The sequence below is a fragment of the Botrimarina mediterranea genome, from assembly GCF_007753265.1.
GTDB classification, from domain to species: domain Bacteria; phylum Planctomycetota; class Planctomycetia; order Pirellulales; family Lacipirellulaceae; genus Botrimarina; species Botrimarina mediterranea.
On the sequence record NZ_CP036349.1, the window covers coordinates 5,402,630 to 5,417,217 of the forward strand.

At 67.4% G+C, this 14,588-nt stretch carries 11 protein-coding genes; 6 read left to right on the forward strand and 5 right to left on the reverse strand.

Annotated elements, in window-relative coordinates; all coding sequences use genetic code 11:
• Positions 1–10 precede the first annotated feature (10 nt).
• Both Spa11_RS20760 and Spa11_RS20765 read right to left on the reverse strand, forming a co-directional pair.
• A complete protein-coding gene (locus Spa11_RS20760; RefSeq protein ID WP_145116388.1) occupies positions 11–1,957 on the reverse strand; it encodes a hypothetical protein in 1,947 nt (648 codons plus the stop codon).
• Between the two features lie 44 nt (positions 1,958–2,001).
• Positions 2,002–2,997, reverse strand: coding sequence for a glycosyltransferase (locus tag Spa11_RS20765; RefSeq protein ID WP_197529557.1), 996 nt, complete (start codon positions 2,995–2,997; stop codon positions 2,002–2,004).
• A gap of 174 nt (positions 2,998–3,171) precedes the next feature.
• On the opposite strand from Spa11_RS20765, the gene Spa11_RS20770 reads away from it, so the two are divergent.
• Together Spa11_RS20770 and Spa11_RS20775 are read left to right on the forward strand one after the other, a co-directional pair.
• A complete protein-coding gene (locus Spa11_RS20770; protein ID WP_449240234.1) occupies positions 3,172–3,594 on the forward strand; it encodes a secondary thiamine-phosphate synthase enzyme YjbQ in 423 nt (140 codons plus the stop codon).
• A gap of 64 nt (positions 3,595–3,658) precedes the next feature.
• Positions 3,659–4,405, forward strand: a complete 747-nt coding sequence (locus Spa11_RS20775) for a 3-keto-disaccharide hydrolase (RefSeq protein WP_197529558.1) — start codon at positions 3,659–3,661, stop codon at positions 4,403–4,405.
• A gap of 553 nt (positions 4,406–4,958) precedes the next feature.
• On the opposite strand, the gene Spa11_RS20780 is transcribed toward Spa11_RS20775, so the two are convergent.
• Positions 4,959–6,041 (reverse strand): NAD(P)/FAD-dependent oxidoreductase, encoded by a 1,083-nt coding sequence (locus Spa11_RS20780; RefSeq protein WP_145116398.1) that lies wholly within the window; start codon positions 6,039–6,041, stop codon positions 4,959–4,961.
• Between the two features lie 196 nt (positions 6,042–6,237).
• Here Spa11_RS20780 and Spa11_RS20785 point away from each other — a divergent pair, with 196 nt between their 5' ends.
• The 3 genes from Spa11_RS20785 (at position 6,238) to Spa11_RS20795 (ending at position 8,895) form a co-directional block, all read left to right on the forward strand.
• Positions 6,238–7,092, forward strand: a complete 855-nt coding sequence (locus tag Spa11_RS20785) for a type III pantothenate kinase (protein WP_197529559.1) — start codon at positions 6,238–6,240, stop codon at positions 7,090–7,092.
• Complete coding sequence (locus Spa11_RS20790) at positions 7,089–8,324, forward strand: GTPase (RefSeq protein ID WP_145116402.1); 1,236 nt, start codon at positions 7,089–7,091, stop codon at positions 8,322–8,324. Before Spa11_RS20785 ends, Spa11_RS20790 begins: the two co-directional genes overlap by 4 nt.
• Positions 8,325–8,421: 97 nt before the next feature.
• Entirely contained in the window at positions 8,422–8,895 is a 474-nt protein-coding gene (locus tag Spa11_RS20795) for a hypothetical protein (protein ID WP_145116405.1), read from the forward strand.
• 83 nt (positions 8,896–8,978) lie between these two features.
• Here Spa11_RS20795 and Spa11_RS20800 read toward each other — a convergent pair whose 3' ends face one another.
• Positions 8,979–10,568, reverse strand: coding sequence for an HDOD domain-containing protein (locus tag Spa11_RS20800; RefSeq protein ID WP_145116408.1), 1,590 nt, complete (start codon positions 10,566–10,568; stop codon positions 8,979–8,981).
• Positions 10,569–10,858: 290 nt separating this feature from the next.
• On the opposite strand from Spa11_RS20800, the gene Spa11_RS20805 reads away from it, so the two are divergent.
• Positions 10,859–13,870: a YCF48-related protein gene (locus Spa11_RS20805; protein ID WP_145116410.1), complete on the forward strand. Its 3,012-nt coding sequence runs from the start codon at positions 10,859–10,861 to the stop codon at positions 13,868–13,870.
• A 51-nt stretch (positions 13,871–13,921) separates the two neighbouring features.
• On the opposite strand, the gene Spa11_RS20810 is transcribed toward Spa11_RS20805, so the two are convergent.
• Complete coding sequence (locus Spa11_RS20810; RefSeq protein WP_145116413.1) at positions 13,922–14,485, reverse strand: response regulator transcription factor; 564 nt, start codon at positions 14,483–14,485, stop codon at positions 13,922–13,924.
• Between the last annotated feature and the right edge of the window lie 103 nt (positions 14,486–14,588).

The following is a 14,588-nucleotide window of genomic DNA, read 5'->3' on the forward strand; positions in this document are numbered from 1 at the left end:
GCGAAGACTTCTAGTCCGCCATCAACGGATCACTAGCCGCGTCGTCGCTCCCCTCCCCCGTCGCCCTCTCCCACGGCCAAGGCTTGATCGGTAGCGGAACACGGAGCGAGAGGTCGTCGGCGCCCTTGGGGATCTTTGCGGTGAGGTTGGCGGCTTCGGTCTCGTCGTCCATCTCGTCGGTCCGAATCCCCTCAAAGACTTCGAACCCATACCCCAACGACTCGCCGTCGTTGCTGCCGTTGTCATCGACGCCGTTGAAGCCGAGCGAGTAGACAAGGAACCCGCCGTCGGTTCGGCGGTAGCTCAACGGATCGCCATAGACGGGATCGACCGGCGCTGTCGGTAGAACATCTGGCGCGAGGTCGTCGAGCGATTCGGGGTACTCGCCGTGCTCGGCGCGGTAGATGGCGAGGGCGATAGTCGTGCGAGTTAGAGCGCGATCGATTCGGTTGCGATCCTCGATCGCAAAATACTGTTCAAACCCAAAGAAAGACTGTGACTGAAGGACATCCGCCGCAAGCTCGCCGCGCGCGGCGGAGGTCCACATTCGGCCCAAGCCCGACGCCGTGCTCTGCACCCTCTCTTGAGCCGCACCAATCTCGGCGTCGATGGGCTGCAGAGCGATGCGACGATCGCGACCATTTGTAATCTTCGCGGCGACAACCACCTGATCGTACATTGTATTGAACCGCCGGAGGACGACGTTCCAATCGACAGAGCATCGACACAGTGTTTGATGGACGAGCGCCGGTAGCGGCTCGGCCTGGAACGTCGTCATGCTCATGGTCCCGACTAGGCGTTCGCCGAGGTCACTGGAATTGGCGCAAGTTATCACTTCATTCAAACAGTAGTAGCGTTCCCCGCTATCCATCGTGTCGCTCATTCGGCTGGCTGGTCCGATTGCATCAAACTCCTTCAGTAGCGCTCGCAATTCGTCGGCGGGCGTCTCCAGATCCAGAGCAATCCGCCGAATTGCGGAAGCAGCCATCCCGTCGATGGCGTTGGCGACGAGTTGATCGATTACGAAAACATCGTTGGCAAGGTGCGTCGCAAGCTTCATGATCGCCAGCCCGTCGCGACGCGCCGCCTGCCAATCTTGTTCGCCGATGTCGTAGAGCGTTCGCACCAGAAGTGTACGGGCGATCTGACGCGAACCCGTCATGGCGAAGATATCAAGCCAGTTGCTCGGATCGCGTTCCCCACGGATCCAGCCAGATTTCGGCAATGCCCACTCCGGTCGATCAAGCCCCGCGACAATGGCATTGATCGTCTCGGCGTTCTCATGAAACCAGTCGGCTACGAACGGTAGATCGTTCTGTGACCAAGGCCGGTCAAGCATGCTGTCATAGTAAAACCGGGCTCGCTCGTCATTGGCGACCTCCTCCTCGCTTAAACGCCAGAAGTCTTCATCCGAGATGCCGCAGCAGTCGTCATCCCATGGCTCTACTACAGACTCATCAACTTCTGAATCGTTGCCGCCGCTTCCGATGTTCACGATCTCTATGTCCGCAGGACGCGGGACTCGCTCTCGATAGAGTCGCACTGCCCCAATTCTCACTTCCTTCGAGAACAGTGAAGGAATCGCTCGGGTTTCATCCGGCGGCCACGCAGCGCCAATCTTGTCGAAGACAAGCTTGAGATTGTCCTTCTCGGACGGCTCGAGTTTGTCGAACTCCTCGATATCCATCGACTCCAGCAACGGCACGGCCGCGTTCGTCTCCGGCGTCACGCCCTTCATCGCGTCGGCCAGCAGCACCGCGGCGTAGTCGGGCAGGCCGTCTTTGCCGAGCGGCGTTGTCAGGTGCGTTGTCGCTTTGCTGACGATGATCGGCGGGTTGGGGCCCACCGTCGCGTAGAGGCAGTAACCGAAGACGATCAGAATCGTCACGATCAGCAGCCAGAACGGCAGCATCGATCGCTTCGTGCGGCGGTGACGGTCGAGGGGCGAATCGAACATGCCCGCACTGTAATCGAACCTCCGCACGGCGGCTCAACAAAACCTCACGCCGCTCGCGGCTGCGCGGCGCCGCTCGCCACGCAATCGAACTCCCGCCAATCCGGCAACACCGGCAACCGCTCGCGCCGCCCCGTCGCAACGGCAATCGCTCCACGCAAAGCTGTCTCCGCGGCGATGCGCCAGCTGCTCGGCGCCAACGGCTTGTCGGCGACGAGCCGCTGCACCCACTTCATCGCCACGCCGACGCGTCCGTCGCGGGCCGCTTGACGGGCCCACTTGCCGCGCGGGTCGGAGAGCGGGCGCTGCGACGCTTCACGCTCGGGGAGCGGCGGCAGGCCGCGCTCGGCGCGGGCTTCGCGCAGCAAGCGCGCGAGCCGCTGCTGTTGCTCGGCGCGCTTCGTCCAGCAAACCGAGTTGGCGTGCAATCGATAACGCACCAACGGTTCGGCGAGGTTCGCCAGCCGACCTTCGCGCGCGAGCCGTAGCCAGAGGTCGGCGTCCTCAACCCACTCGTACGCGCTGCGATAGCCGCCCGCGGCGAGCACGGCGTCGCGCCGCACGAGCACGGTTGGGTGCGCGATCGGCGCGTCGCCGGCTAACAGCGCGTTCTCAATGGCCTGGTGCTCCGTCACACACGGCAGCGTCCGCAGCACGTCCCCCTCGGGGTCGATCGTCGTGACCGCCGAGCCGACGACCGTCGTCTCGGGGCGGCGTCGCACGAAGTCGAGCTGCGTCTTGAACCGGTGCGGCAACGCGATGTCGTCGCCATCGAGCCGTGCAACCCAATCGGCCCGCGCTTCGGCGAGCCCGCGGTTGAGCGCCGCAACGATGCCGCCGTTGGGCTGATCGATGATCCGAAAGCGCTGGTCCGCCGCGGCGTAGTCACGGAGGATGTCGAGCGAGCCATCGGTCGACCCATCGTTGACACAGACCGCCTCCCAAGTGGCGAACGACTGCCAACGCAAACTGGCCAGCGTCTCGCGCAGGTAGCGCTCGCCGTTGTAGACGGGCAGGACAACGCTGATCGCGGGGCGTGGCATGCTGGGGAGTCTCGCAATCGATGGATTCGAATACGTTGCGTAGCACTTTGGACCGAAACGGAACAACCCGAGTTCCCTGTGGGAGGCGTCTCCAGACCCCTCCCACAACAGCCACGCAGCGGCCGCGTTCGATGTGGTAAGATTGCCTCGACACCTCACGCTAGCACCGCCCGCATCATGCCCTGGTCCCAGACGACGCTCGACCTGCCGCCGCTGCCGCGGGGGTTTCATCTCTTCACCCGGCGTGTCGTCGAGGCGTTGCCGCAGATCAGTGAGACGAAGGTCGGCCTGCTGCACGTGTTCATCCAGCACACCTCGGCGAGCCTGACACTCAACGAGAACGCCGACCCGGACGTGCGACACGACCTTGAACAAGCGTTCAACCACCTCGCGCCGGAGACGTTCCCGCACACGCACACCTGCGAGGGGCCCGACGACATGCCGGCCCACGTGAAGGCGTCGCTGCTGGGCGCCAGCCTGTCGATCCCCGTGTGTGATGGGCGGCTGGCGCTCGGCACGTGGCAAGGGATCACGTTGTGTGAACACCGCAACCATGCCGGCGGCCGCAGGCTGGTTCTCACACTGTCGGGCGATTAACCTCGGGAGTCCGAGGCTCTTCGTTCGCGGATTACTTTACTCCCCCGATAGGAACGCACCCCTGATGTACCGAACTCTCGCTGGCTGCGCCCTGCTCGCCTGTGCTTCGTTGGCGACAGCCCAGGACGGGGCAGGTGACTCCGCCGTCTTCGTCCCCGACAACGCTCTGACACCCAACAGCACGACGGCGGTCGAAGCGTCGGGTGACAATGAATTGCCGATCGCGACCACGCCCTCCGAAGCGAACGGCTGGACGAAGCTGTTCAACGGCAAGGACCTCACCGGCTGGACCGCCAGCGAGAACAAGGACACCTTCAAGGTCGAGGATGGCCTGATCGTCGTGCACGGCGATCGCTCGCACCTCTTCTACACCGGCGACGTCAACGACGGAGAGTTCAAGGACTTCGAGCTGTGGGTCGAGGTGCAGACCGAGCCGCAAGCCAACTCGGGCGTCTACTTCCACACCGAGTACCAAGAGACCGACTGGCCGATGAAGGGCTACGAGGTGCAGGTCAACCAGTCGCACGGCGACCCGCGCAAGACGGGCGGCCTCTACGGCATCGTTGACGTGATGGACGTGTCACCCGTCGAGGACGGCGACTGGTACGTCGAGCACATCACCGTCAAAGGCAAGCACATCACGGTGCGCGTCAACGGCAAGGTGACCGTCGATTACACCGAGCCCGAAGGCGTCGAGCGCGAAGGCCGCATGGCGGGCCGCAAGATCGACAAGGGGACGTTCGCCCTTCAGGGCCACGACCCAGGGAGCGTGGTCCGCTTCCGCCAGATTTGGGTGAAGCCGTTGGACTGAAGAGGGAGGGGCTAGGGATTAGGAATTGAGGGGCTGAGGGAAAGACCGGAGGCCGCTCGCGCGTCCCCTCGTCCCCCGTCCCTCAACCCCTCGTCCCTCTAGAATCCGCGCCAGCGGTGTCACCAGGGCTACAGGGTTTTTTGTTAACTTTTGTGCAAAAGGCCTGACAGACAGCCATCCGCCAACTATCTTCGCGTTCAGACGCGGACCGGAACCCGCTTTGTTGACCACTGTGATAACGGTCCACGTCTGACCCAGCTCCGGGGTGCAATGCCCCGGAGAAGCGAAACACTCTGCGGAATCAGCTTTGACTGTTCCTCAATGAGCCCTCGTCGGTTCTGCAGAGTGGAGTACGGCGCACACTCAAGTACGGCATCTCTGATACGACTCGCCCCGGGCAGGCCAGCAGGCTTGTCCGGGGTTTTCGTTTCGCCAGCGTGTCCCCTCCGGTTGGTAATGCTGCTTGGCGACGCTACTGGGACGCCGCTTCACCAGGGAGAGTTCCCAATCGATCTCCCGCGCCCACGGCTCAGACGCTCACGAATCGGCGCCGCTAGACAGTCGCCGCCCGCGATAGCATCGCCTCGGCGGCGGCTAGGCCGCTGAGGTAGGCCCCTTCGACCCGCGGGCCCCCGCACCAGTCGCCGGCGGCGTACAGGCCAAGGGCCTGATCGGAGATGGCTCGGGCGGCCAACGGGTTCTCCGGGAGGGCGAAACGCCAACGGTGGGCCTCGGCGTAGGCGACCGGCTGGGGAGGGAGCCCCAGGGCCTTCCAGAAGGCCTCTAGGAGGCCTTCTAAGGCCCGTTCAGGGGTGATGGCGTGGTTTGACTCAGTCCACGCCGGCGAGCCATGCAGGACCCACTGAGAGCCTCCTACGGGCCCTTCCGAGGCGCCCTCCGAACGGGCCGGTTTGGACCCCTCCCGGGCGAACCAGCTCAGCGCCGTGGCCTCGGGCGGACCGTTCACAAACGCGCCATCGATCTCCGTCGCAATCGGGCCGTCGAAGGCGACCATCGCCGCCCAACAGCCCGACATCCGCACGCTTTTGGCGGCGTTCGACAGGGCGGGTGACGGGGTCAGCAGCTCGGCCGCCTGGGGCGCCGGGGCGGTCACCAGGACCTTGGCGAAGTCGCCCAGCGGCTCGCCCGATTCCGCCGCTAGGCGCCAACGGCCATCGCCCCGCTTGAGTGGCGCGACCCGTACACCGGTCGTTACTCGGCCGCCCGCGGCGGCGACGTCGTCGGCCAGCCGCCCCGCGATCGCGTTCATCCCGGGGACGCCGACGTAGCGTTGCTTCGCCTGCGGCGGGTCGGCCAAGCGGCAGGCGTCCAGGTCGCAGTCGATTACCGCCAGCCGCCCCGTCCACTCGGCCGCCAGGCCGGCGGCGACCCAATCGGCGACCTGCGCAGCGAACTTGTCAGACTCACAAGTGAAGTACTGCGCGCCGTGATCGAACTGCCGGCCACCACCAGCGAGAGCATCGTCCCGCCGCGTCGAGACCCGCCCGCCAACGCCGCGACCTTTATCAAAGACCTGCACTGACGCCCCCGCCCGAGCGAGCACACGCGCCGCGGCAAGGCCGGCGATACCGGCGCCGATGATGGCGATGGCGTCTTGGTCAGTCGGTGCGGACATTCGGGGCTCGGGACGTTGACGCAAACAGAATCCCTGTAGGAGGCGTCTCCGACGCCGATTACGGCATCCACCCCAAAGCGGCGTGGTGCGCGAAATCGGCGTCGGCGACGCCTCCTACAGAACAATGGCTTACTAGCCTAGTCGTCCCAGTGGGGGCAAGAAAGCGACCAGCCTGCCGTGGTATCGTAGGGGCATCGTGAGCACTACCGAAAACACCACTGGCCTCCTAGCCATCGACATCGGCAACAGCCGCGTCAAGCTCGGCTTGTTCGCCGAAGCGGCGTCGTCCTGCATCGCCGAGGCGCAAGGCGCGACGCTGCCGATCGCTGCGCCGCTCCTCCCCGAGCCCGCCGAGACGCTGACCGGTTCGCTCAGCGACCTCTGCGCGGGCGCTTTGCGGGATTGGCTTCATGCCATCGGCGATAGCCGGCCGCGCGTCGCTTTGGCGAGCGTGTCGCGCCCCGCCGAGGCGGCGATCGCGTCGCTCCTCGATGGCTTCGTCGTGCAGCGACTGGCGAGCGAGACGGCGCCAATCGTCTTGCGAGTGGACGAGCCGTCGCGCATCGGCGTCGACCGCGTCATGGCCGCCATCGCCGCCAATCGGTTGCGTCACGAGGGCCGGCCCGCAATCGTCATCGACGTTGGCACCGCGATCACTGTCGATCTCATCGCTACTGACGGAGCGCTCGAAGGCGGCGCCATCCTGCCGGGCCCAACGCTCGCCGCCCGCGCGCTCGCCGAGAAGACCGATCGACTTCCTGACATCCAGTTCGGCGACCTCGACGAATCACCCGACGCGGTAGGCCGCTCCACCGAACCCGCGATCCGTGCCGGCGTCTTCTGGGGCGCGGTCGGCGCGATCCGCGAACTCATCGCCCGCCAACGCGACCGACTCACCGCCCCGCCGCAGGTGTTCTTCACCGGCGGCGCGGCGCCGTCGATCGCGCGGCTGATCGGCGGCCCCGACCTGTCGGTGCGATACATCCCCCACCTGACGCTCGCCGGCATCGCCATCGCCGCCGACACGTTGAAGGCAGAAGCCGCGTCGTGAACAACGACCCACCCCGGCAGTTTGAGCCGCGGCCGCCAGGAAGCGGCGTTCAAAGCGGCGCAGCAGCGCAAGTCCGCGTCCTTACGCCCGCCGGCCGCGGCGCGATCGCCGTCGTCGAAGTCGTCGGCGACAACGCCGCGACGCTCGTCGATCACTGGTTCGAAGGATCGCAACCCCTTGCCGAAGCGCCGATCGACGCCATCCGCTTCGGCCGTTGGCGTCGCGCCGAGGACGACGCGCCGGGCGAGGAGCTCGTCGTCGTCCGCACCGCCGAAGACCGCGTCGAAGTCCACTGCCACGGCGGCGTCGCCGCGTCCGCAGCGATTATGGCGTCAATTGAGTCGTCGGCGCTAGCCGCGGGTGACGCCTGTCGAACGGCGCCTCACCCGCGGCTAGCGCCGACGGCTCACCTTGGTAGCGAACTACGTCTAGCGCTCTCGAACGCACCGACCGAGCGCGTCGCGGGGGTTCTGCTCGACCAACTCGGCGGGGCGCTCGAAGCCGCGTTGCATTCGGTGGTTCAACTCGTCCGTGAAGGCGAGACGGAACGCGCGATTGAACTCATCGACGACCTGCTAAGCCGCGAGCGGCTGGGCGTCCATCTGACGCGGCCGTGGCGTGTCGTGATTGCCGGCGCGCCGAACGTCGGCAAGAGCAGCCTGATCAACGCGCTGGTGGGTTACGACCGCGCGATCGTCTTCGACCAGCCCGGCACGACGCGCGACGTGGTCACCGCCGCGACCGCCATCGGCGGCTGGCCGGCGACGCTCGCCGACACGGCCGGCGTCCGCGCGACCAACGACGCGCTCGAGGCCGCCGGCGTCGAGCTCGCGCTCGCGACGCTCCGTTCGGCCGATATCGTCGTCGTCGCGCGCGAGGCCGCGACGTTCGATTCAGCGGAGTCGATCACGCTGCACGATTCACTGCTGAGAGAAGTTTCGCCCGACGCCGCGATCGTCGAAGTCGCCACCAAGGCCGACCTCGCGCCCGCGGGCGAGACGATCCCGCCCACCGTCGTTGCGACCGACGCCCCGCACGGCGTTGGGGTTCCTGAACTCCTCGCCGCCATCGAGCGAGCCATGGGCGTCGCCGAACCCGACCACGGCGTCGCCGTCGTCATCGGCCCGTGGCGTTACGACGTCTTGCGGCAGGTCCGCGCGGCGCTGGCGAATCTCGATGTTGCAGCGGCGCAGCAAGCGGCGCCCGCGCTGCTAGCCCCTGCGAAACCTTGACGGTTGCGCGAAAGATTCCGCGCCACGGCGGTCGATGGTAGAGGGCGTGTCGTCGCGCCGCTGCGCGCCAACTCCTCTGGACCACGAGGTCGCCCCGATGCTCCGCTCGATCGTCGCCGTCGCCGTTACGCTCACCGCCGCCTCGTTCGCCGAGGCTCAGCAGACCAGCGCCTACCGGCCGCAAACGGCGATGGGCGCGCTTGGTCAGACGGGCGTGCTTTACCCCTCGGCGCCGGCCGGCTATCGAGTCGCCGCCACGAACGGCGGCGGCGCCCAACGGACGCGCCCCATCGGGAACTCGGCGAAGCCGTTCAACATGACCAATAGCGGGCCGACGATCAGCCCCTACCTGAATCTGTTCCGCGGCGACGACCAACGTTCCGCGCCGAACTACTACACGTTCGTGCGCCCGATGCAGGACCAAGCCGACGCCGTCCGCCAGCAGCAGATGCAGATGCAACAGCTGCAACGCCAGGTCCAGCAAACCAGCTACGCCGCGCCCAGCTCGAGCACGGCCGGCGGCGCCCGCTACGGCGACACCGGCCACTACTACGGCGGCTGGAAGCGGTAGGGAGCACAAAAGGGGAATGCGGAAAGGGGAAAGTGGAAAGCCTCCACCCGCTTGCGCGGCATTCCCCTTTCCGCATTCCCCTTTCAAAACACCTCGATGCTCTTCACCGATGGCCCCGCTTGCGCGATGGCGCCCGCTAGGCAGCGCTCGGCCGCGGTGAGTAGGCCTTCGCTCTGAAAGCCCTTCGTCGGGTGCGCGACGCCCGCGACGCCGACGTCGAGCGTCATCGGCGTCGCCTTCTGCAGCGCGATGCCCACGGCCGTCCAGACGCGATTGACCTCGATGCGGTCGATCCCGGTCATCCACACCACCGCGCGGTTGCGCGCCGTCGGGGCCCAGACGGCCCGCACGAAGTCGCTCGCCCACGGCGACTCGTCGATCCACTGCCGCAGCGCGATCACGTCGGCGTCGGCCTTCGCGTCTCCGCACGACGCCTCGACGACTGACAGCACCAGGCCCGACCGTGTCTCTCGGCTGTCGCCGATCGCCACGTCGGTTTTCTCCAGCAGCCAGTCGCGCGAGCAGATTTCGACCGGCGCGGGGACGCCGCGTCGAGCGCGTGCCGGCTTCGCTTCTTCGTGCGACGGGTCATTGCGTGGCTCCAGCCCGCCGGCGACCATCACCCGCACCGCCGCCGAGAGCCGCCGCGTTTCGAGTAGCAGATCACGGCAGAGGCGTTCGTCCTCATCCATCTCTTCGGTGGAACGCGACATGCCCATCATCCGCACGGCGCTCTGCTCGGAGAGCAGCGAAAGTCTTGCGTGGGCTTCGACGAGCGTCTGCTGGTAGTCGAGCCCCTCGATGAGTGGCGCGGAGAGCGCCTCGGCGAGCTGTCGCGTCTCTTCGCACAGCGAGCCGACAATCTTGTTGATCTGGCGGCGATTGAGGTTGGCGTAGCGCTCGGCCGCGTTGATCAGCTTCGGCAGCGACTCGAGGTCGCGGTACAGCAGGAGTCGAGTCAGCAGGTTGCCGAGCCGCAGCGCTTGCGCGAGGCAAGCGTCTTCGCCCTGCAAATCCTCGAGCGGCAATCCATCGACCTGACGCCCGATCGCCGTCGCGAAGGACTCTGGCAATCGCCAGCGGCGCACCAACTCGGCCGACAGTTCGCGGTGTTCGAAGCCCAACGCGTCACGTTCGAGCCCTTCGAGGGTGTGCTTCGACTCGCGACGCGCGGCGCCGCTGACGAGCGTGGCGTAGGCCTCGCCGAACTGCTCGAAGAGCACCAACTGGCCGACGCCCTGCATCAGCCCGACGGCGAACGCCTCGTCACCCAGTCGGCCCCAGCCCTCGACCGCGAATTGCCGAGCGGCGGCCGCCGCGGTCAGCGTCTCGGTCCAGTAGAGCTGCATCGCCTCGCCGGTCGCGGCGGCGACGAGGTCGTCGGGGATCGAGAAGCCGAGCACCAGCAGCTTGAGCGGCTGAACGCCCAACAGCGCGATCGCTTCGGTCAGGCTCGCCACCTGGCGGGGGAGGCCGTACAGCGAGCTGTTGACCACCCGTAGCAGCTTACCGGCCAACGCCGGGTCCCCTTCAAGGCATTTGCAGAGGGCCCGCCCGTCGATCTTCGGGTCGTCCGTCAGCCGAAGCACCTCCAGCGCCACCGCCGGCGGCGAATAGAGCCTCCCCGCGCGGTCGGCGAGCGCGTCGAGCGTCGTGACTTCGACTGGGGGCATCGGTGGGCGCAGCGTGGGCGGTAGGCGGAGTGGAGTACCGCAAACCTAGCTCACGCCGAGATAACAGGCGGCGCCAGCATTGGCAGCAAAATCAGCACAGAAGGAAGCGAATGACCAATGACCAATGACCAATGAAGTGAGGGATCCGTGGTCCGAAATCAATTATCAGGAGATCCCCGTGCGGGAGCACGCCATTGGTCATTACCCTCTTGGGCTTCAGAACTCCTGTGGGGCCAAACCCCTGTGGCGGATAGACTTATCCCCTCCTCTCCAACCTTGGGGCCGCACGGATGCGTCGCCTGTTGCTAATATTTGCGCTCATTGCCGCTCCTGCCGACGCGCAGGAGGGGCAGCCGACGTTGGACGACGTTATGGCGGACGAGGCGTCGCTGCGCGGCGTCGCGTTCGTCGATTCGCAACACGGGTGCGCCGTCGGCGATCATGGCGTCGCGCTTGTCACCAGCGATGGCGGGCAGCGTTGGCGCCGCGTGCCGACGCCGACCGACCAGCGCCTCGACGCGGTGACGTTCGTCGATAGCGAGCGTGGCTGGGCCGTTGGTGGCTCGGCGCGGCCTTACACGCACGAGTCGCGTGGCGTCGTGCTGGCGACCACCGACGGCGGGCGTAGCTGGGAGTCGATCGCCGCTGACATCGTGCCGCGGCTCCGCGCGGTGCGGTTCTTCGATCACGAGCACGGCGTCGCCGCGGGCGACGGCACGGCGAATAGCCCCTCAGGGCTTTACACGACCGACGACGGCGGTCGGCACTGGCGGCCCGTCCCCGGCGCCGCCGAACGCCAGTGGCTCGCCGCGGCGTTTGTCCAAGACCGCGTCGGCGAACCGGCCGGGGTCGTCGCCGGGTTGCGCGGCTCGTCGGCACGGCTCTCGGGTCGCGACGTGACGCTGTCGCTCGCCGCCGGTGATCGCCGCGGCGGTTATGGCGTCGCGCTGGTGAACGAGTCGCGGGGCTGGCTCGTCGGCGACGGCGCCCTGGTGCGTATCACCGACGACGGCGGTCAGGCGTGGGGCCCGCCGCCGAGCGAACTGCCGCCGTCACTCGCCGACTGGTTCGACTGGCGCACGGTCGCCGCGCGTGGCGAGCGAGTTTGGATCGCTGGCTCACCGGGATCGATCGTCTTGCACTCGACCGACGCCGGCGCCACGTGGCGGCTGACGCGCACCGGCGTCACGACGCCGCTCACCGCGATCACGTTCATTGATGACCAGAACGGCTGGGCCGTTGGCGAGTTGGGCGTGATCCTGACGACGCGCGACGGTGGCATGTCTTGGCGTGCACAGCGAGGCGCGTCGCGGCGCGCCGCCGCGGCCGTTGTCGTCGCGACCCCTCAAGAGCTCCCCGCCGAGATCCTCGCCACCTACGCCGCGGGCGAAGGCTTCCGCACCGTCGTTGCGGCGCCGCTGCTGGCCGAGTCCGCCACCGTGGCGACGCCGATCGCCAACCGACTGGGCGACGCCGCCACGTTGCTCGGCGCCGACGCGACGCGGCTCGGCTGGTCCACGCCGCTCGATCCGGCCGACGCCTCGCTGCCGCAAGCGGCCTTGCTCGATCGGCTCAACCGTCTGACCGACAACCGCGCGCGCGAGTTGCTCGTCTCCGAGCTGCGTAAGCTGCTGGTGACCTATCGACCCGAGGTCGTCGTCACCGCCGATCCGAATCGCACGACGACGGGCGCCGCCGCGTTGCTGGCCGACGCCGCCGCTGAAGCGATGACGCTCGCCGCCGAGACGCCGCCGATCGAGACCGGCATCGCGTCGTGGCGCGTCGAGCGTGTCGTTGGCGTCGCCGTCGACGACGGTTCGCCGCTCGCGCCGGGCGAGACGCGCCAAGGCACGGGCGACTTCTCCTCGCTCTTGGGCGCGACGCCCGCGCAGTGGCGCCGTGGGGCCCGGGGGTTGCTGGAGAGCGAGTACACGACCGCGCCCGCGGCGTACCGCTGGCGGACCCTCGCCGGCGATCCGGCGCTATCGACCCAACGGCCCGATCTCATGGCGGGCATCGCTCACGCGCGCGGCAGCGACGCCCGACGACACGTCGCGATGGCGCCCGCCAGCCAGCTCGATCAGCTGCGCCGCCTGGCTTCAAAGGAACGCAACCTCAAGCATCTGCTCGACCAGTCGAGCGGCGACGCCGCTTGGGCGGGACAGGTCGTGAACCTCACCGGCGGGCTCGACGCCGAAGCGGGCGCCGAACTGTTGCGGCAACTGGCCGAGGGGTATCGTCAAGCGGGCCGGCTCGAACTCGCCGCCGACACGCTCTACCTGCTCGCCCGGCGTTACCCCGAGGCGCCGCTCGCCGACGCGTCGCTCCTCTGGCTCTTGCAGTACTACGCCAGCAGCGAACGCGCGCACGCCGACGCCCGCGTCGTCGAAGCGAAGGACGCCCGACCGGAGACACTCGCCAACGTGCCAAGCGAACCCCGTGGCGCCGTCGCACTGGCGGCGCCGACGAAACCCGGCGCGCTATCGACCGAAGAACGCCAACAGCGCGCCGCAGCGCTTGCGGAGTTCCTGGGCCAAGCGCGGCCGGCGCTGCACGCCAAGCCCTCGATCCGCTTCGCCGAGGCGGCGACGCAACGTGCCCGGGGCTTCGGCGCCGACGCCGACCGCATCGCGCTGGTGCTCTCCAAGCAATCGATCGCCGACGACTGGCGCCGCGCGGCCATGACCGAGCGATGGCTCGCGAAGCCCGAGGGGCTGCCGCCCGACAAGCCGCTCGCCAACTGCCGCTACACGCCACGGCGCCCGTTGCTCGACGGCCGCCTCGACGACCCGATGTGGACGCGGACGCAGCCGATCTCGCTCGCCGCGACGAGCGCCGCGAAGCCATCGGCGACGGTTCGCATCGTTCACGACGAGGAGTTCTTGTTCGTCGCGATCGAGGCCTCCTCATCGCAGGCGGCGTCGATCGACCCTCATGAAGCCCGCCCGCGCGACGCCGACCTGTCGCGCAGCGACCGCGTCACCCTCCGCATCGATGTCGATCGCGACTATGCCACGGCGTTTGAGCTCGCTATCGACGCGCGCGGGTGGACGAGCGATGCGATCTGGGGCGACACGCACTGGAAGCCCACGTGGTGGGTCGCCGCCGAAGCCGACGACAAATCTTGGCGGGCCGAAGCGGCAATCCCGCTGGCGGAGCTGACCGACCCCAAGCACGTCGAGCGAGCGGCGTGGGCCGTCTCGCTACGACGAGAACGCCCCGGCGAACCAGCGACCACATGGCCCGCGGGCGGCGCCGCGGCGGATTCGCCGGACGCGTTTGGGTTGTGGCTCTTTGATTGAAGCGTGATGTAGCGAAGAGGTTTGAGCCGTCGGCGCTAGCCGCGGATTTGTTTACGGCGCGAGCTTCTTGAGCTTGCGCTGCAGAGTGCGGCGCGGGATGCCGAGGCGTTCGGCGGTGCGGGTGATGTTGCCGCCGCAGTCGGCGAGAACTTGCTGGATGTGGTTCCACTCCGCTTCGGCGAGGCTCGGCGTGTGGATGGCGGCCTCCTTGGCCGGGGGCGCCTCGTCGTCGCTGATCACACCGCTGCGGTGGAATGCTTCGAGCACCTGGTCGGCGTCGGCTGGTTTCGTGACGTAGTTCTCCGCGCCCTGGTGCAGCGCTTCGACGGCGTTGGCGATCGATCCGTAGCCGGTGAGGATTACGGCCCGCACGTCGGGCGCGATCGTCTTCAACTCACGCAGAGTCTCCAATCCGCTGATGCCGGCCATTTTGAGGTCGAGCACCGCCAGCTCTGGCGGCTGCTCGCGCGCGAGTCGTAACGCCTCCTCACCGCTCGCCGCGACACGCACCACCAGCCCCCGCGAAGCCAACGCGCGGCCCATCCGCTCCCGCAGCAGCTCGTCGTCATCGACGAGCAGTAGCGATTTGCCGTTCAGCGGGAGGGGATCGTTCATCTTTTAATTCCAGCCTTAGCTGCTTAAGGAGATAAGGGGGATGTTGGTGATAGGGGGGATGAAAGAAAGAGAAGTAATGGTGTGTGATCGGCGTTGGAGACGC

Excerpts from the sequence above, each read along its gene's own strand:
- Spa11_RS20810 (WP_145116413.1), bottom strand. The coding sequence starts at position 14,485 with ATGAACGATCCCCTCCCGCTGAACGGCAAATCGCTACTGCTCGTCGAT.
- Spa11_RS20795 (WP_145116405.1), top strand. The coding sequence starts at position 8,422 with ATGCTCCGCTCGATCGTCGCCGTCGCCGTTACGCTCACCGCCGCCTCG.
- Spa11_RS20780 (WP_145116398.1), bottom strand. The coding sequence starts at position 6,041 with ATGTCCGCACCGACTGACCAAGACGCCATCGCCATCATCGGCGCCGGT.
- Spa11_RS20775 (WP_197529558.1), top strand. The coding sequence starts at position 3,659 with ATGTACCGAACTCTCGCTGGCTGCGCCCTGCTCGCCTGTGCTTCGTTG.
- Spa11_RS20760 (WP_145116388.1), bottom strand. The coding sequence starts at position 1,957 with ATGTTCGATTCGCCCCTCGACCGTCACCGCCGCACGAAGCGATCGATG.
- Spa11_RS20800 (WP_145116408.1), bottom strand. The coding sequence starts at position 10,568 with ATGCCCCCAGTCGAAGTCACGACGCTCGACGCGCTCGCCGACCGCGCG.
- Spa11_RS20805 (WP_145116410.1), top strand. The coding sequence starts at position 10,859 with ATGCGTCGCCTGTTGCTAATATTTGCGCTCATTGCCGCTCCTGCCGAC.
- Spa11_RS20765 (WP_197529557.1), bottom strand. The coding sequence starts at position 2,997 with ATGCCACGCCCCGCGATCAGCGTTGTCCTGCCCGTCTACAACGGCGAG.